The following is a 16,779-nucleotide window of genomic DNA, read 5'->3' as shown; positions in this document are numbered from 1 at the left end:
AACCCATTTCCATCGACGAGCTCGTCGCATTCGTACGGACACTTGAAGGCCAGGTTCTGCAGACCTCCGTTCAAAATAAGCCGTTTACAGTGAAGGTCGAGGAGAAGGGGCTCGTCTATACGCCGGAATCGACAGGTCGCCCACGCCTCCACAGATTCCCCCGCGTTCAAATTTACTTAGACCAATACGCAGACAGTGGGTCGCTGGATCCAGGTGCCTACCACGGCGGCAGCAATCAGTCCTACATCCTGACGCTGCTCCGGTTGTTCAAGGAATAGTCGCAAGGCGTAGCGCTGTCACAGGGCGTAGCACTATCGTAGGTCGTTCAGGTAGCGATCGGCGCGGGATAGTCCTTTAGAACGAGGTAGCACAGAGGAGCGGATGCCACGAAAGCAGTTGGGATTTCGCAAGAGCTTCACCCTCGCGCTCAGAAACGCCCGGGCCCAGGCGGCGACGATGGTCATTGCGCCGGGTAACGCCGAAGGCGGGCCCAACAACCGGCATCGCGGCAGCGATCAGTGGCTCTACGTGCTCTCGGGCACTGGAAGGGCCACGATCAATGGTCGCGGTCAGGGATTACGGGCCGGTACGCTGTTGTTGATTGAGCGAGGGAGCACCCATGAGATCCGAAATACGGGGCGGATCTCACTGAAGACCCTCAACTTGTATGTTCCGCCATTACCGCGTCAGGCAATCCGCTCCCACCAGGGCGGGCGGCCAGTGGTTAGAAGATGCCGACCCGCTGGAGGGGACAGGGCGTTGGATGTGATGGGAAGCGGGGCTCGCTAGTCTCATCTCGGGATCTCCGGTGGTGTGAGCACCTCGCCGAAGGCCCCGGACGTCCGGCTGTTCTGGGTACACGTGCAAGGTTTTCCAGGGCGTGGCTGCGTTCTGGCCGCAGGTGGATTCGGTGGCATCGGAGTCAGCAAGGCGTCGCGGTCTCCTCCGCATTCAGGACAACTGTACGTGTCGTTCATGGTTCGTTCCTGTTCCGCAGGGGAATGCCGCTCCACGTCAGCGGCCGGGTAGCCGCCCAGATCGCTCGCTGAATTCGCGACGTAAGTGGACGCAAATTCTACGTGCCGCACCTGCCTCACTTAGTTGATAGCGGTACCCGGAATGCACCTCCGTGATCCCACTCACCCTTACGCTGCCGTCGTAGTGGCACGGTCATCAGCCCGGCTCAGTCCGCGTCCGCTGGTGTACACACGACTGAGGATTCCCTCTCTTTGGTCTTTTAGGCTGCAGCCCCCAGTGATCCCCCTCACAACAGTCTGTTCCTGTGCAGGTCATACTTGCCGCTGCCCAATTGGGCAGAGCGGAGAGGTAGGACGGTCCGAAGGCCTTGGAACTGACTGCGGAAGCGCCCGGAGGGTCAGTCGGGCGCTTTTCGCCGGATCCCTTCGTGCGAATCTAGTGTCGCCGCATTCCCGATTCGTATTTAGGAGCTTTAATGTATTCGAGAGTCATCGGCACCCTAGTCCTGCTCGCATCATTCCCCGTTATCGCGAAGGCTCAGGGCGCGGCGGCAGCTGGAGCCGATGGGCGCGTCGCCATGCTCAACGTGGCGCTTTACACAGCCGGTGCGAATCTACCAGAACTAACCGACACCTCCGTGGCCAAGCTGGCGACGTTGGTCCTGGACGGGAAGCTTCGTGAGCTGCTGGGGCGAACCGTTCTCAACTCCGACTCCGTGCAGCAGGTGAGCGAGTCCGATTCCGCTCGGTTGATCACTGGGGGCAGCAAGGCATGCAATGTCATCGTGGCCTGCGCCCGCTACGTTGGGCGCACCCTGGGGGCGGACTGGGTCGTGATGGGCAAGGTGAGCAAGACCAGCAACCTGATCTGGTTATTCACCGGTCAACTCATCAATGTCCGAACCGGCAAGTTCCTGATGGACGATTCCACCGAACTCAAAGGCGACCCGCAGCCCATGGTGCGAGCGGGTACGCGGATCTTTGCGGAGCGGGTCGTGCGAACCATCAGGCAGGAGGAGGCGCTCTCAAACAAGCAGTGACCCTTTAGGTGCCGTTCACCAGCCGCTCGAAGCGCGGGTCGCGTCGCAACCGGTCCCACTCGTGGTCCACCCGGAGTGCGGGCGCCGACACCAAGCCAGGCACCGAAAGCATATACGCGAGCTGCTCGATTGCCGCATCCACCTGGCCAGCCTTTGCCAGAATTCGCGCGAGGTTCCACCGATACAGTGCGCCGTTGACCGCGTCCTGGGAGATGGGACGGAGGCTCACCGCCTTCTCTGCCTCACGGAGCGCCTCGACATGGCGACCCAGCTCAGCGTAGGTTGATCCCAGCCTCGCATGGAACCCCGGGTCGTCCGGGTGACGAGCCGCCTGCGTTTCCAGCATGACTCGGGCCGAATCCAAGTAGACTCGCGCCTCCTCTGGATGAACCGCGTGTTGGTGTCGCCCGGCTTGGTAGAGGAAATAGCCCACCGTGTCGCTGCCGAACGCCTCGACCGACACTTGGGCTACGCCCGGCCCAAACAGTTCCCGACTCAGCGCCAAAGCAGCCGTCCCAAATCCCCCCACGTACAAACTTGGAGCGACCTTTTCGACGCCTGCTTTGGCAAGAGCCTCGTGGACAACTCGGGCTGCCGAGAGAGTATCCCCGCGCCAGAGCAGATAGAGCATGCCCTTCCATCGGTACGTAGTTGCTTGATCCGGCGAGACCTCTATCGCCCGGTTGAAGTAGGGCTCCGCCTCCGGGTAGGCCCGCACGAACATCTCCGTAAGCCCTTCGTTCACGAGATCGGTCACGGAGAGCGGGTTCAGTTGGACCGCTTTCTTATTTTCCACCAGGGCCTCCGACCAGTTGCCCTGACGGCGGCGAACGGCCGCGAGGCCGGAGTATACGCTTCCGTTGCTCGGCTGGAGCTTGCGGGCAGCCTCGAACTCTGCGAGAGCGTGCTCGTAGTCCAGGTGCCCGTGGTAGTAATAGAAGCCGAGGGCCAGGTGCCCTTCGGCCAGATCGGGCTGAAGCCGGAGCGCCCTGTCGGCAGCTTCCTTCTGCTTCGCGAGCCGCTCCTTGGAGCGGTCGAAGTAGAACCAGTATAGACCGTCATCGGCGAGCGAGAGCTGGGCAAAGGCGAGGGCAAAGATCGAGTCCAGTTCGATGGCCCTATGAAACATTCTTTCCGCCACCCGCAGGTCGGGCTCGGCAACGCCCCGGTTCAAGTACTCGTTGCCCCGAAGATAGAAATCGTAGGCGGCAGGGTTCGTAGTCGGCTTCGTTTCCAGGGTCGCCCTCTCGGAGGTCCCCAGCGCCACATCCAGTGCCGTTGTTACCCGGTTCGCGATGTCCGACTGAACCTGGAAGACATCCGTGAGGGCTGCGTCGAACGGCTGCTGCCACCGATTCAAGGGTGCCCCCCTGCTGCTCAGCTCAACGAGTTCCGGACTCACTCGCACTCTACCCGCTCCGGTACCAGACCTTTCCCAGCGCACCGTCGCCGTCAAAAGGTACTCGACGCCCAGCTCCCGCCCGATAACCTCGGCTGGCTTACTCGTCTTGCGATACTGGTTCGAGCTGGTCCGAGCGATGACCTCCAGTCCGGGTATCCCAGCGAGCTTGCCCCGCACCTCATCGGTCATGCCATCGGCGAAATACGCGTCCGCCGAGTCGCCGAGGTTCTCGAAAGGGAGTACGGCCACCCGCTTCACCGCCGCACCCGTGCTATGGGACGTGTCCCGGTTCTTCTGCCAGAGGTAAAGCCCCGTGCTGGCCATCACGAGCAACCCAAGGACAAATGCAGGGACGGCGATCCGTCGCGGCCGCTGCAGGACCGCCGTAGACGATCTGGTGGTCACTTGCGGAGGTGTGGTTGTCTCAGCTGTCACCAAAGCACGGGCGAACGCGGCCGCCGTCTGGAATCGATCAGCTGGGGTCCGGGCGAGCGCCTTCATGACGGCCCGCTCAACGGGCTCGGGCACGGTCTCACGTACGAGGTGAAGCGGCCGGGGGGTCTCAGTGAAACGCCGCGTCAGGATGGCCTGCGTCGTCGGGCCGGTGAACGGAGGCTCCCCAGCAAGCAGCTCGTACAGCACCACGCCGAGCGAGTACACGTCCGCCCGGCCATCCAGCCCCCGCTGCCCGGACGCCTGTTCTGGGGCGATGTAGGCTGGGGTACCCACCACGACACCGGTCTCGGTGAGCGAGGCCCCGGGAGCGAATTCATCGAGGGGCCGACCAATCCCGAAATCCGCCACGAAGGTATGACCCTCGCGGGTCAGGAGCAGGTTGTCCGGTTTGATGTCTCGGTGGATCACACCATGATCGTGGGCGTACTGTAGAGCTCGAGCTGCCTCGCAGGCAATGCGGACGGCCTCGTCCACTGGGAGCTGCTTTTCACGCTGCAAGCGCGCCCGGAGTGACTCCCCTTCCACGTACGGCATAGTGTACCACAACCGCCCTGAGGTCTCTCCCGAATCATGGACGGTGAGGATATGCGGGTGCTGGAGCCGGGCCGCCAGCTTGATCTCCCGCTGGAAGCGCTCCGGTCCCAAGGTGGCGGCCAGCTCAGGATGCAGCACCTTCAGAGCAACCGGGCGGTCGTGCCGGAGGTCGTGCGCGAGGTAGACCGTGGCCATGCCCCCGCGCCCCAGTTCCCGATCTATGCGATAACGATCCGCTAAGCCGGTCTGGAGCCAGTCATGAAGGTCGGCCATTAGGTGCCGTTCACCAGCCGCTCGAAGCGTGGGTTGCCCCGGAGCGGGGCGAAGGTAGGGTCGATCTTGAGCCAGCCCGGCGATAGCGGTCCAGGAAGCTTGAGCAGTGGCTCGAGTGTGGCACAAGCCTTCTCGTAGTCGCCCACGAGCACGTAGATGTGAGCGAGCTTAGCCCGGAGGTCATAGCCCCTCAACGCGTCTACGTTCACCGGGAGCATCGCCGAAGCTCGTCTGGCCTCGGCGACGGCGTTGTCGTGCTGGCCCAGATAAGCCAGGATCAGCGCGAGCTCGGCATGAGATCCGGCATCATCGGGCGTTCTCTCAAGCGCCTGCCTGTAAGCCGCTTCGGCAGAATCAGCATACGCCTTGGCTCTGGATGAATCGCCCAGCTGCAGATACGCCTCTGTGAGCTTTCGGCTACGGCGTTCCTTATCACGGCCGAACGCAGAACTTGACGCACCAACCAAGGTTCTTAGTTGCTCAGTATCCAGCGCCCAAACAGGTTGGTCAGCCAGTAACGGCCCTAGGTCGAGTGTTGCAGGGGCGGTGTGCAAGAACTGCCGCGCCCCCATGAGGTTCCCCTCACTCAATGCGATCCCGACCCGACGCTGGACGAGACCCCGGGTCCCCGGCTCAAGCGCCAAGGCGCGCTCCGCGCTGGCCTGCGCCTCGGTGTAGCGACGCACCATCCAGTTCGCAAAGGCTAGGTCGCTCAATCGGGCTCCCGAGCGTGGATCCAACTGAGTCGCCTGCGCGAAGTGAATGAGGGCCGAGTCCCAGTGCCCGAGCCGCATCTCCGCCCAGCCGATCCTATCCAACAGCAGCGGGTTGTTTGGCGCGAGACGGAGACCAGCCTCGTACGCCGTCAACGCCTTCCGGTTGTCATGCCGCACGAATGTTTGGTACTCGCCAAGGCGCGCGTGCGCATCCGCCAGGCCTGGCGCGAGCGCCAGGGCTCGGTCGGTAGCTCGGCGCAAGGATTCGGCATCACCCTGGTCCGGAACCCTTCGGTATGTCTGAACATATGTCCAGGCGAGCGCCGTCCAGGCCAGTGCGAAGGTGGAGTCAAGACGTATAGCCTCTTGGAAAGCTGCCCGAGCACGGTCCGCACCGGCATCTTCACCCGCCCGATCATATTCCAGACCCCGCAGGTAGGCATCGTAAGCCGCGAGGCTTTTCGTCGGGCGCTGGCCGAGTGCGTCTTGAGTTGAGGGTGTCAACGTGAGCTGAAGTTCGCGGGCGACTCTCGTGGCGATGTCGGATTGCACCTGAAACACGTCGGTGAGCGGCGCATCAAATGGCTGTTGCCACCTGGTGGTAGGCGCATCGGTCTGGCTGACCTGCATCAACTCCGGATCGACCCGGACCCGGGGTGCACGTCCAGTCCGTTTATCCCAGCGGACGCGCCCAAGCAGCAGGTAGCGCACACCCAGCTCGCGCCCGATGTCACCAGGACGCTTGGTCGAATGGTGGTACTCGTTTGAGCTGGAGCTGGCAATCACCTGCAGGTTGGGAATGGCCGCGAGCTTCCCACGAATTTCGTCGGTGATGCCGTCAGCGAAATACGCGTCCGCCGAATCGCCGAGGTTGTCAAAGGGGAGGACGGCGAGCCGGGTGAGGCCAGCGACGGCGTCGGGTGCGACCGCCACCGTCGGCGTGTATACCTGCTTCCACAGCATGCCTGCGAGGAGAATGGCGGCCAGCGCAGCACCCGCAGCGACCATTCGGGGGCGCACTCGGTGGCGCTCACGTCCGCCTAGCTCCGAAGGCGGGTGCATGCGGGGGGTTATGTTCGACGAGATTCCTGTGACTGCCCGGGAAAACGTCTCAGCCGTCGGGAAGCGATCGGCTGGCGTCTTGGCCAGTGCCCGCTCGAGGGCCTGGTCCACCTCCACCGGCACCGTCTCGCGCAGTGTGCGCACATGTGGAACCGGCTCCAGCAGCCGCTTAGCGACAATGGCTTGCGCCGATGGCCCGGTGTACGGTGCCTCGCCAGCTAGCATTTCATAGAGCACGCATCCCAGGCTATAGAGGTCCGAGCGGCCGTCGAGGACCGAGTCCCCCATGGACTGCTCCGGACTCATGTAGGCAGGGGTCCCCACCGAGCTGCCGGTCTGGGTCAGCTGCTCTCCGCCAGCGTTCTGGAGGGCCCGGGCCACTCCGAAGTCGGCCACCAGAGCATGCCCATGCGACAGCAGGATGTTGTCTGGCTTGATGTCCCGATGAACGATGCCTTGGCTGTGGGCGTACCCTAAGGCGTCTGCGATCTCTCGGGTGATCTGAAGAGCATCATCCAACGGCAGCTGACGTTCTCGGCGGAGTCGGTCCCGGAGAGACTCGCCTGCCACATACGGCATCGTATACCAAAGCTGTCCAGCGGTTTCCCCCGAGCCATGCACTGTGAGGATGTGTGGGTGTTGAAGCCCTGCCGCCAGCTTGATCTCGCGCTGGAAGCGTTCGGGGCCCAGCGTCGCAGCGAGCTCGGAATGGAGGACCTTCAAGGCCACTGGGCGGTCATGGCGCAGGTCCTGGGCGAGGTAAACCGTCGCCATTCCGCCGCGTCCAAGGACGCGGCCGATGAGATAGTGGTCGGCAAGACCTGCTTGGAGCTGGTCGCGGAGATCTACTGCCAATGGCGTGCTCTGATGGGGATGTCCAACGATACCAGCGCGGCAGCAGCGGGACCAGTCGACCTGCTCAGATGGGCAACCGCCTGGGCTTGGCCACTCCGGATCTCCAGAGAAGACCGGGCCATCGCCTCACCGACGCGCTGGCCGGTCCATTCCGACTCACGGCGCCTAATCCAGGGGGTCCGTCCTAGAAGGGGTCACCACCCCCTCCGATACCCCTGTCCTTACCCCCCCCTCCCGCTCACCCTACCATGCGGCCGGTTCGACGGGCTACCCGTCCATCGGAACACGTTCCCGTTCCACGGCTTGCCGCGCATCCACAGACGAGTAGCGTCCGCCCTTAGCCATTTCATAATCGATGACTTCAGGGACCACCTGGCCCCACGATCCACGACCGCATCGTCTGCCAGATTATTGCCGCGCTTGAGCGCGGCGTCGCGCCGAGGACCATGCTCGGCGATCTCATGGCCGTTGATGACCTAGGCTTCTACTTGGTGCTGGCGGATTGTGGACCCAGCGGTACTTGTCCTCTGTGGTGAGGGGTGCTTCCGCCACTACTGTGGGTCGCTCAGCCTTGCCGCACCCGGCGATCATCCAATTTTGGCGATGCTCCTGACTGCTCGCTTTCCAGGCTCTGCGGCGGGCTCGTGTGCGGGACACCGTCTTTGGCCCCCCCGAGTTCTTCCCCTTCGGGGTTCGCCGAGACGCGCGGTCGAGTGCCTGGTCGCGAAGGTGTGCCTGGCACAGTCCATCGGGGTCATGGACGTGGCAGAACCAGGCGCCGCTGACGACGCGATCCGCATTGAAGGGGCAGGGTCGACCCTTCTTCGTGGGGGTGCTGCACTGATGCTCCGTCATACCGGTGCTCCCTGTGAGGTAAGTAGGGAGATCACAGCGAATCCGCTGCTCCCTACAGAGAGCGGGCTGCGTCGGCGCGGATCTGACAGGAGTGTTGGATTGTTACATTGGTTGGTCAACGAAAGTGCTGAAGGAGCCCCGGCTCTGGCCCTGGATCGTGGCAGCGGTGCCCTGCCCCGTCACTCACTGGCGGCTCCGGGCCGTCTGGCGGCGCGCGGCGAGCCGGGCCGGGTGCGCGGGACTCCGGCTCAACGATCTCAGGCACGCGATGGCGCAGTGGGCGACGGATGCCGGGGCCGACCTGCCGATGATTCAGGCGACGTTGGGCCACACGACCGTGGTGATGACGGGCCGGTATGCGCGGCGGCGGCTCCGGGCCGATCATGCGCGAATCTTGGGGAATCTGTTGGGGGGCGCCACTGAAAGTCCCGCAGTCGGGACAGCGGAAGTAGCTAAGTCCTTATGAGGGCGGTGGGACTCGAACCCACGACCTAGGGATTAAAAGTCCCTTGCTCTACCAACTGAGCTACGCCCCCGCAGGTGCCGGAAACATCTTCGGTGCGAACCGGCTACACAAGATGGGCCCGCGCCGGCTGTCACACCGCACCTGGGAGGCTCTCGAGTACAAGTCGAGTGCGCGGCCGTCTACTCGTCCCTCCGCCGCCTGCGCGGCTCGCCATCGCCTGACTCGGCCTCTGCCGGAACACTCACCTGCGGGAACGGCCCACTCGGCGGCTTCGCCTCTGTCCGCGCACGACAGGTAGGGCACAGCGGAAGCCCACCGCGATTCCTCACCAGCAGGTCCTCAGGAATCTGCCGCCCCCAGGGACACCTTCCATCTATGTGATACACGGTCCCGCCGCGGACGCGGTAGGCCTGGTCGGACGAATGCATTGAACCGCCTCACGTTTGAGGATCTCCCAAAAAACGAGGGCGGCCCTAAGGCAACTTCCATACCACTCATAACTCCGTCACCATCGGCCGAAGCAGCAGCAGCTTGAGCCTCGGCGCGACGACACGGCTCCCCGGCCCCTGTCCTCCGAGCAGGTCGAGGGTGTACACGGAGAGTGACTGCGGCAGCGAGCCGGGTGGCGCCGAGCTACGGCTCCACGATCACCCGCGCCTGCATGAACGGATGCGGAGTACAGTGGTAAGCATAGGTGCCCGGCCGGTCGAAGACCCGCTCGAAGCCGGCCCCGGGATCGATCAGGCCGGAGTCGAACGTGCCGTTGTCCGCCGTCACCGAGTGCTGCACCTGGTCGCCGTTCACCCAGCGGACTCGGGCACCGGCCCGCACCCGAAGCTCGCTCGGCCCGAATGACAGGTTGGCGATGCGGACCCGCGCGGCGCCCGTGGTGTCGACGGGCCTCGAGACACCGGCCGTGTCCGCCGCCGGCGGGACCACCGCCGGCCTGGCCCGATGCCCGAAGTAGCGGGATAGAGTGAAGGGAATGGTGAACTCGAACCCCGCCATGTGGGCGCCACGCACCCCGCGGGAGGCACCTTCGATCGACCCGCTCTGGGTATTGGTGAACTGGATCGAGAACGAATGCGGACTGTACGGAATCCTGAGCTGCGCCCCCGCGCCCCACGCGGTGGCGGCGGTGAGGTCGTCCGGCGCATTGGCCAGCGCGAACACGTCCCCGGCAAGGCTCAGCCAACTGGTGAGGCGAATGACCGCGCCACCACCCCCGCCCCAGAGCGAGCGCTGGACGTCGTAGGCGGAGGACATGCCGCGCACCGTCCCCAGCAGGCGCACCGGCCCAACGCGTCGCCCCACGGTCAGCTCGCCGTCCGCGCTCTGGGGCGCGAAGTTGTAGCCCGCCACCAGACTCACGTCCAGCGGACTCCCCGCCGTTTCCCGCAGCACCGGCCGCCGGAGCGTCAGCTGATACTCGTTGGGGATCCCGGTGAAGACGGTCGAGTTGGTGGCATAGTCGAGCCCCAGGTTCACCCCCAGCGGCAGCCCGGTCGCGAGATGGAAGTTGGGAAAGCTGGTGACCTTCCTGGCGGGTGGGGCACTCACCTCGAACCGGTGCAGGAAGTTGAACTGGATCACGCCGACCGGTACCGTCCACCCGTCGTCCAGGTTGGGCGTGCGATCGGTCACCGACTGCGCGGTCGAGGCCCCCGGGGCGGAGGCGAGCAGCAGTGTCGCAACAGCCAGGTGGCGCCCCGCGTGCTTCCCCATGGCGACCTCGGCAACCGGGAGCGAACCGCCGCGCCGGCCTACGGCGTGACCGTCAGCGTCCCCTTCATGAAGGGGTGGATCTCACAGAAATAGGTATAGGTGCCGGGGGCACCCGCCGTGAGCTGAAACGTCTGGCCCTGGCCGAACGAGCCGGAATCGAACGCGTCGTTGTTGGCGCTGACCGTGTGCAAGACGTTATCCGTGTTGGTCCAGGTGACGGTGTCTCCCGTCTGGACGCTGATTGCCGGCGGGTCGTAGGCGAAATCGGCCACGGTGACCTTCACACCCGCGGCTGGCGCCGAGGGACCGGTGCCGGGGCGGTCGCTGAAGCAGCCCAGCAGACCGCCCAGACCCAGGACCAGCCACCAGCGGCGCACTACTGGACCACGATCCTGCCCGTCATCAGCGCTCCGTGGATGGCGCAATCGTACTGGTACGTACCGGGCGTCATGAACGTCACCTTATGGGTCGTGCCGTTCCCGGTCAATGTACCACTGCTGGTGAAGCTGGGGGACCCGTCCGAGCGCACCGTGTGCGACGTGCTCCCGGTGTTGGTCAAGGTCCAGGTGACCGTCGTCCCGGCCGCGACGGTGTCGATGGCCGGGTTCTGAGTCCCGTTGTTGCCGCTCTGGAAGAAGATGTTCCCGATTGTGACGGTGCCAGGGTTACCACCGCCGCCGCCACCGCCGTCGCCCCCGCCGCTGGGCGAATTGTTGTCCGAGCAACCGAGCATGGCGACCAGCCCGACCGCCAGGGACCAGCTAAGCATGGATCGCATATCGTTCTCCTCGCCGCGACAATATGGCCCACCGCGGCCTCTCGAGTGACACAGACTTGGGCGTCAACCTTATTTGTTATCACAGATCCGGTCAAGAGGTCTGTGATAACAACTGTTGGCAGAGAGCGCGCGCCCGGGTAGCTTAGCGTCGTTCCCCGGTCCGCAGTCCGCTCACCCCCACACACCGAGCCATGCGCCGTCTTCGCCAAAGCATCAAGCAGCGGAAGCCCTTCGAGAGCCTGGAACAGGAGGTCTTCCTGGAGGTGCTGCGAACCGGAAACGCCCTCATCGGGGACCTGGTCGACCTGCTGCGTCCCCACGAGTTGACCCAGCCGCAGTACAACGTGCTGCGCATCCTCCGGGGCGCCGGCCCCACCGGACTCCCCACCGGAGAAGTCGGCGAGCGGATGGTGGTGAGCCGGGAGCCCGACGTCACCCGCCTGCTCATCCGCATGGAGGGACAGGGCCTGATCCGGCGAGAGCGGCGCGCCGACAACCGGCGGTTCGTGACCGCGCGGATCACCCGTGACGGTCTCAGGCTCCTCAAGGCGCTGGATGAGCCCATCCGGCAGATGCACGCCCGCCAGCTCCGGCACATGACCCGGCGCGAGCTCGACCTGCTGGCCAGCCTGCTGGAGCGCGCGCGGCACGAGGACGCCACCTGAAAGATCACTGACAGGACTCGACTGGCACCCCACACTCCGGCATCTTGAGAGGATGCCCACCCCCCACCTGATCGGCAGACTCCAGAAAGACACTTCAGGGGAGATCAAGAGCCGCCCGGGCCGATCGCGCCAATTGCCGGACGACCTGCTGCGCCAGGCCTCGCGCCGGCTGGGGATCATGGCGCTGATCGCGGCGGCGCTGTGGATCCTCGCGCCCACGTTCGGGCATCTCGCCTTCCGAGCCACCAACCCCGGCAACCCCGACTGGGCTCGTCTGCACGTCAACGACGCAGTCGCGGCCGCCGGGTGCGCAGTCTCCCTCGGCTTGTACTTCTACCTCCGCGCCCGCGAGTGGGACCCCAGGTTCGTCATTACCCTCAGCCTCTGGTATCTGGTCATTTCGGGGTTCGGCATCGGGGTGGTCATGCACTCGACGCCGATGGTCCGGGGGACCCTGGATGTGCAGCCGACGATCACCTGGATCGGCCCGGTCATGCTGATTTTCGCGGCGATCGTCCCGGTCCCGCCGTGGAAGATGCTGATTGCGGGGTTCCTGGCCGCCTCCATGGATCCCTTGGGCATGGTGATCTGGAAAGCCGCGGGACGGTTCGAGTACGGCCCGTTGAGCAACGTGCTGGTGATGCACTATGCCAACTATCTGCTGCTCGGCGTCGCCGTGGCGATCTCCCACGTGGTCATCCGGCTGGGGCAGCAGGTAGCCAAGGAGCGCGAGCTGGGGAGCTATCATCTGGGCGAGCTGCTCGGGCGCGGCGGCATGGGAGAGGTGTACCGCGCGACTCACCGCATGCTGGCGCGCCCGGCGGCGATCAAGCTGATCCGCGCCGAGGTGCTCGCGGACGGCGACCGGGAGACGGGCCAGCTGGCCACCGCCCGGTTCCGCCGCGAGGCCCAGGCGGCCGCGAACCTGCGGTCGCCGCACACGGTCGAGCTCTACGACTTCGGGGTGACCCAGGACGAGCGGCTCTACTTCGTGATGGAGTTCCTGGAGGGGATGGACCTCGAGTCGCTGGTGAGTCAGCACGGTCCGGTGCCGGACCGGCGCGTCGTCCACATCCTGCGCCAGGTCTGCGAGTCGCTGGCGGAGGCTCACGCCGGCGGCCTGGTGCACCGGGACATCAAGCCCGCCAACATTCACCTCGGCCGAGTCGGGCTGCGCTACGACTTCGTCAAGGTGCTCGACTTCGGACTGGTCAAGTCGGTCGCAGGCGGCAGCGACGACCACTCCCTGGCCACCACCGGCGGGCACACGCCGGGCACGCCGGCGTACATGGCGCCGGAGATGGCGCTGGGCGAGTCGGTCGACGGGCGTGCCGACATCTACGCGCTGGGGTGTGTCGCCTACTACCTGCTCACCGGGCAGCGCGTCTTCGAGGCCGACACCGCCTTTCAACTGATCGCGAAGCACATGCAGCAGGAGCCGGTGCCCCCATCGCGACGAAGCGGAGTCTCGGTGGAGCCGCCGCTGGAGCGGCTGGTGCTCGCCTGCCTGGCCAAATCGCGGGAGGCACGCCCGCAGAGTGCCGGGGAGCTCGAGCGGATGCTCGGCGAGCTGGGGATGCCAGCCTGGACCGAGGAGGAGGCGAGGCAGTGGTGGGCCGGCGTGCAGCAACCGCTCCAGCACCAGGCGCAGGCCTGACATGCACGAGCACGTGACCCTGCTGCGTCCCGGCCCGCGCTCCGCCGACGGCCGCGGCCTTTCCTCGGGGCTCCCGGCGGACCTGCTGGACCAGGTCCGCGGACGGGTGCGGCTGCTGGCCGGATTCGTCTTCGTCGCCTCCAGTCTCGATCCGCTGCTCTTTCTGATCAGCGGGGCCGTGGGCCTCCTTCGGGGCGACACGCCTCCCCCCGAGTTCCTGGCGACGATCCCGTTTCGGCTGGTCGATGTGGCCATGGCCTCCGCCTCGGCCGGGCTCTGGTGGGTGGCGCGGAGCCGCCAGGTGTCCCCCTCCAGGCTCTACACGCTCGGCCTGGCGTACGAGATCACCATCTGCTTCACCCTCGCGCTCACTACCTACTGGCAGTTCTATCTGGGCAAGGGCGTCGTCGCCGGCCTCACCTGGGTGCCCGCGGTGGTGATCCTGTTTCCGCTGATCATCCCCGGCCCGCCGCGCCGCATGCTGATCGGCGCCATCCTCGCGGCCGCCATGGCACCGCTGGCGCTGCTGGTGCTCGATCTGTGGGGCAAGGTCCCGACCGATCCGGATGGCTATCTGCAGGCGGTGATCAGCTCCGGCTTCGCGGTCGGATTCGCCTTCATGGGCGCACGGGTGGTCTATCGGCTGGGACGCGAGGTGGCGGCCGCCCGCGAGCTGGGCAGCTACCGTCTGGAAGAGCAGCTGGGACAGGGTGGCATGGGCGAGGTGTGGCGGGCGCGCCATCGCATGCTGGCCCGACCCGCGGCCATCAAGCTGATCCGGCCCACGCTCACCCAGGACGGACGCGCCGGCGCATCGGACGAGGCCCGGCATCGCTTCGAGCGCGAAGCCCAGGCGATCGCCCGGCTGCGCTCGCCGCACACGGTGAATCTCTTCGACTTCGGCGTCGCGGACGATGGCGCCTTCTATTACGCGATGGAGCTGCTCGACGGCCTCGATGCCGATACGCTGGTGCGCCGCTTCGGGCCGCTGCCGGCCGAGCGTGTGGTGTACCTGTTGCGCCAGATCTGCCACTCGCTCTCGGAGGCGGACTCGTGCGGCCTGGTCCACCGCGACATCAAGCCGGCCAACATCTTCATCTGCCGCTACGGGGAGGACCACGACTTCGTGAAGGTCCTGGATTTCGGGCTGGTGAAAACGCTGGGGGATCTCTCGGAGCCCGCAGCGGCGCCGGGGCTCACCCGGGAGAATTTCGTTCACGGGACGCCGGCGTTCATCGCCCCGGAGCAGGCGCTCGGCGCCGGCGATCTCGATGGCCGAGTCGACGTCTACGCGACGGGATGCGTAGCCTACTGGCTGCTGACGGGACAGCTCGTCTTCACCGCCGACACGCCGATGGGACTGGTCCTTCACCATGCCCACACGGCGCCGGCTCCGCCTTCCTCGCGGGTGGAGCTGCCGATTCCGGCGTCGCTCGACCGCCTGGTGCTGGACTGCCTGGCAAAGGAGCGCTCGGAGCGGCCGCAGTCGGCCAAGGAGCTGCTGCGGAGGCTCGACCTGATCGAAGTCCCCGGCCCATGGACGGAGGAACGGGCCGGAAGTTGGTGGGCCACCCACGAGCCGAGCCCGGCGCCGCCTTAGATCAGGTCCGCACCGCCAGCACCGGAGACGAAGCGGCGGCCGGTACCGGCAGCGGCGCCGTCATATGCGCCTCCCACCACTCCCGCGCTCGCGGCTGATCCCAGGCCTCCTCCAGCTCCACCTGCTCGAGCTCGGCCACGATCTCGTCGGCCGTCGAGGGCCGACGGGCCGGATCCTTCTCCAGGCAGCGCAGGATCAGCCGCTCGAGGGCCGCCGGGACCGGGTGTCCGCTCCGCTGGCTGGGCGGCACCGGCTCGGCCTGGATGTGCTGAATCAGCATGCGGAGCGCGCTCTCCGCCTCGAAGACGAGGTGCCCCGTGAGCAGCCAGTAGCCCACGCAGCCGAGCGCGTAGAGGTCGGCGCGCCGGTCCACCCGGTCGCCGCTCGCCATCTCGGGGGCCATGTACGCGGGTGTGCCGGTGGTGAGCTCGGTCCTGGCCTTGATGGTGTCCATGATCGACTCGTCCTGGTCGAACGTCACCAGACCGAAGTCGAGCACCTTCACGAAGTCGTATTCCCGTCCCAGGCGGCACAGAAAGATGTTGGCCGGCTTCACGTCCCGGTGGATCATGCCGCGCTCGTGGGCCTCGGCCAGCGAATGGCAGAGCTGGCGGAGCACCGTGGTGACCCGCTCGGGGGGAATGGGGCCGTGCCGCCGCACCAGCGTCTCCAGGTCGAGTCCGTCCAGCAGCTCCATGACGAAGTAGAAGGTGCCGGCCCGGGTCTCGCCGAAGTCGTAGAGCCGAATCGTATGGGGCGACTGGAGAAACGACGCGGCCTCGGCCTCTCGCCGGAAGCGTTGAACGATGGCGGCCGCGCCGTCTTTGCCGGGAGTGCCCAGGATCTCCGGCTTGATCAACTTGATCGCCGCGGGGCGGGCCAGCATCCGGTGGGTGGCCCGCCAGACCTCTCCCATGCCGCCCCGGCCGATGAGCTCCACCAGCCGATAGCTCCCCAGCTCCCGCGCGCGCCGCACTTGCCGTCCGAGGTGCACCATGATCTTGGACGGAATGACGGCGATGAGGGCGCAGACGTAGTTCGGCAGGTAGTTCCACACAATGATCGTGAGGCTGGGCACCGTCAGCCCGCGCCAGTGGGCGATGAGGATCCCGAGGGGATCCATCGACGCCGCGATCATCGACGCGATCAGCGTCTTCCGCGGGGTGTTGGGCACGATCATGGGAAACAGCAGGACCAGCACGCAGATCCAGGAGAGCCGCCCGGCGAGCACCCGGTGTGGCTGCCACTGGTTGACCACGCCGATCCCGAACGCCAGGAGGACCTCGTATGCCAGCGCGAGATCGAGTGCCACACGCGGCCTGCAGGTCAGCCTTCGAGTGTACCAGCAGAGCCAGAGCGAAGCAGTGATGCTCAGGATCGCGACCACATCGGCCGGCCGACTCCAGGGGATCAGGTCCCGCATCTCCAGCTGGAGCCGCGGGGCTACGACATCGTTCATCACGATGCCGATGGCGAAGAGGCCCGCCCACACGGTCGCCAGGAGCCCCAGCCGGTGGGTGGCCTCGCGGAGCAGGTCGTCCGGCAGCTCCTCGACGCGCTCCGCCGCCGCCCGCGACGCGGGAGTGCTCGTGACCTGAGTCTCCAGCAGCTCCGAAGGGGTCATGCCGGGGCTCTCCGGTGTGGCGTAAATCTCTCTTTGAGCACAGTTTAGTTGTCAAACGCTAACACAAAGACCAGGGCCGTCAATGCGCCGCGGG

At 65.8% G+C, this 16,779-nt stretch carries 12 protein-coding genes and 1 tRNA gene; 6 read left to right on the top strand and 7 right to left on the bottom strand.

Annotated features, from left to right (window positions below; genetic code table 11):
• Together VHR41_09275 and VHR41_09270 are read left to right on the top strand one after the other, a co-directional pair.
• Nucleotides 1-278, top strand: a 278-nt coding sequence (locus VHR41_09275; protein ID HEX3234378.1) for a hypothetical protein, incomplete at its 5' end; no start/stop codon positions are given.
• 1,175 nt (nucleotides 279-1,453) lie between these two features.
• Complete coding sequence (locus VHR41_09270) at nucleotides 1,454-2,017, top strand: DUF2380 domain-containing protein (protein ID HEX3234377.1); 564 nt, start codon at nucleotides 1,454-1,456, stop codon at nucleotides 2,015-2,017.
• A gap of 4 nt (nucleotides 2,018-2,021) precedes the next feature.
• Here the strand turns inward: VHR41_09270 and VHR41_09265 are convergent, their stop codons facing one another.
• Together VHR41_09265 and VHR41_09260 are read right to left on the bottom strand one after the other, a co-directional pair.
• Nucleotides 2,022-4,682, bottom strand: a complete 2,661-nt coding sequence (locus VHR41_09265; GenBank protein ID HEX3234376.1) for a protein kinase — start codon at nucleotides 4,680-4,682, stop codon at nucleotides 2,022-2,024.
• Entirely contained in the window at nucleotides 4,682-7,315 is a 2,634-nt protein-coding gene (locus VHR41_09260) for a protein kinase (protein HEX3234375.1), read from the bottom strand. Before VHR41_09260 ends, VHR41_09265 begins: the two co-directional genes overlap by 1 nt.
• Before the next feature lie 979 nt (nucleotides 7,316-8,294).
• Here VHR41_09260 and VHR41_09255 point away from each other — a divergent pair.
• Nucleotides 8,295-8,636: a tyrosine-type recombinase/integrase gene (locus tag VHR41_09255; GenBank protein ID HEX3234374.1), complete on the top strand. Its 342-nt coding sequence runs from the start codon at nucleotides 8,295-8,297 to the stop codon at nucleotides 8,634-8,636.
• Here the strand turns inward: VHR41_09255 and VHR41_09250 are convergent.
• The 4 genes from VHR41_09250 to VHR41_09235 all read right to left on the bottom strand — a co-directional run bounded on the left by VHR41_09250 (nucleotide 8,634) and on the right by VHR41_09235 (nucleotide 11,139).
• Nucleotides 8,634-8,706 (bottom strand) — tRNA-Lys (locus VHR41_09250). The genes VHR41_09255 and VHR41_09250 overlap by 3 nt on opposite strands.
• A gap of 563 nt (nucleotides 8,707-9,269) precedes the next feature.
• Nucleotides 9,270-10,361, bottom strand: a complete 1,092-nt coding sequence (locus VHR41_09245) for a cupredoxin family copper-binding protein (GenBank protein ID HEX3234373.1) — start codon at nucleotides 10,359-10,361, stop codon at nucleotides 9,270-9,272.
• 38 nt (nucleotides 10,362-10,399) lie between these two features.
• Nucleotides 10,400-10,738: a cupredoxin family copper-binding protein gene (locus VHR41_09240; GenBank protein ID HEX3234372.1), complete on the bottom strand. Its 339-nt coding sequence runs from the start codon at nucleotides 10,736-10,738 to the stop codon at nucleotides 10,400-10,402.
• Complete coding sequence (locus VHR41_09235; GenBank protein ID HEX3234371.1) at nucleotides 10,738-11,139, bottom strand: cupredoxin domain-containing protein; 402 nt, start codon at nucleotides 11,137-11,139, stop codon at nucleotides 10,738-10,740. Before VHR41_09235 ends, VHR41_09240 begins: the two co-directional genes overlap by 1 nt.
• Before the next feature lie 191 nt (nucleotides 11,140-11,330).
• On the opposite strand from VHR41_09235, the gene VHR41_09230 reads away from it, so the two are divergent.
• Genes VHR41_09230 through VHR41_09220 form a run of 3 tightly spaced genes read left to right on the top strand, consistent with a single transcriptional unit; the run spans nucleotide 11,331 to nucleotide 15,061 of the window.
• Nucleotides 11,331-11,804: a MarR family transcriptional regulator gene (locus VHR41_09230; GenBank protein ID HEX3234370.1), complete on the top strand. Its 474-nt coding sequence runs from the start codon at nucleotides 11,331-11,333 to the stop codon at nucleotides 11,802-11,804.
• A 52-nt stretch (nucleotides 11,805-11,856) separates the two neighbouring features.
• Nucleotides 11,857-13,461, top strand: a complete 1,605-nt coding sequence (locus VHR41_09225) for a serine/threonine-protein kinase (GenBank protein HEX3234369.1) — start codon at nucleotides 11,857-11,859, stop codon at nucleotides 13,459-13,461.
• A 1-nt stretch (nucleotide 13,462) separates the two neighbouring features.
• On the top strand, nucleotides 13,463-15,061 hold the full coding sequence (locus VHR41_09220; protein HEX3234368.1) for a serine/threonine-protein kinase: 1,599 nt from the start codon (nucleotides 13,463-13,465) through the stop codon (nucleotides 15,059-15,061).
• A 1-nt stretch (nucleotide 15,062) separates the two neighbouring features.
• Here the strand turns inward: VHR41_09220 and VHR41_09215 are convergent, their stop codons facing one another.
• Nucleotides 15,063-16,685, bottom strand: a complete 1,623-nt coding sequence (locus VHR41_09215) for a serine/threonine-protein kinase (GenBank protein ID HEX3234367.1) — start codon at nucleotides 16,683-16,685, stop codon at nucleotides 15,063-15,065.
• Nucleotides 16,686-16,779: the final 94 nt, after the last annotated feature.

The sequence above is a fragment of the Gemmatimonadales bacterium genome, from assembly GCA_036265815.1.
In the GTDB taxonomy this organism is placed as follows: Bacteria; Gemmatimonadota; Gemmatimonadetes; order Gemmatimonadales; family GWC2-71-9; genus CAVVWJ01.
This window is presented reverse-complemented; position numbering and strand designations above follow the sequence as displayed.

Excerpts from the sequence above, each read along its gene's own strand:
- VHR41_09270 (HEX3234377.1), top strand. The coding sequence starts at position 1,454 with ATGTATTCGAGAGTCATCGGCACCCTAGTCCTGCTCGCATCATTCCCC.
- VHR41_09265 (HEX3234376.1), bottom strand. The coding sequence starts at position 4,682 with ATGGCCGACCTTCATGACTGGCTCCAGACCGGCTTAGCGGATCGTTAT.
- VHR41_09245 (HEX3234373.1), bottom strand. The coding sequence starts at position 10,361 with ATGGGGAAGCACGCGGGGCGCCACCTGGCTGTTGCGACACTGCTGCTC.
- VHR41_09235 (HEX3234371.1), bottom strand. The coding sequence starts at position 11,139 with ATGCGATCCATGCTTAGCTGGTCCCTGGCGGTCGGGCTGGTCGCCATG.
- VHR41_09230 (HEX3234370.1), top strand. The coding sequence starts at position 11,331 with ATGCGCCGTCTTCGCCAAAGCATCAAGCAGCGGAAGCCCTTCGAGAGC.
- VHR41_09225 (HEX3234369.1), top strand. The coding sequence starts at position 11,857 with ATGCCCACCCCCCACCTGATCGGCAGACTCCAGAAAGACACTTCAGGG.
- VHR41_09220 (HEX3234368.1), top strand. The coding sequence starts at position 13,463 with ATGCACGAGCACGTGACCCTGCTGCGTCCCGGCCCGCGCTCCGCCGAC.
- VHR41_09215 (HEX3234367.1), bottom strand. The coding sequence starts at position 16,685 with ATGACCCCTTCGGAGCTGCTGGAGACTCAGGTCACGAGCACTCCCGCG.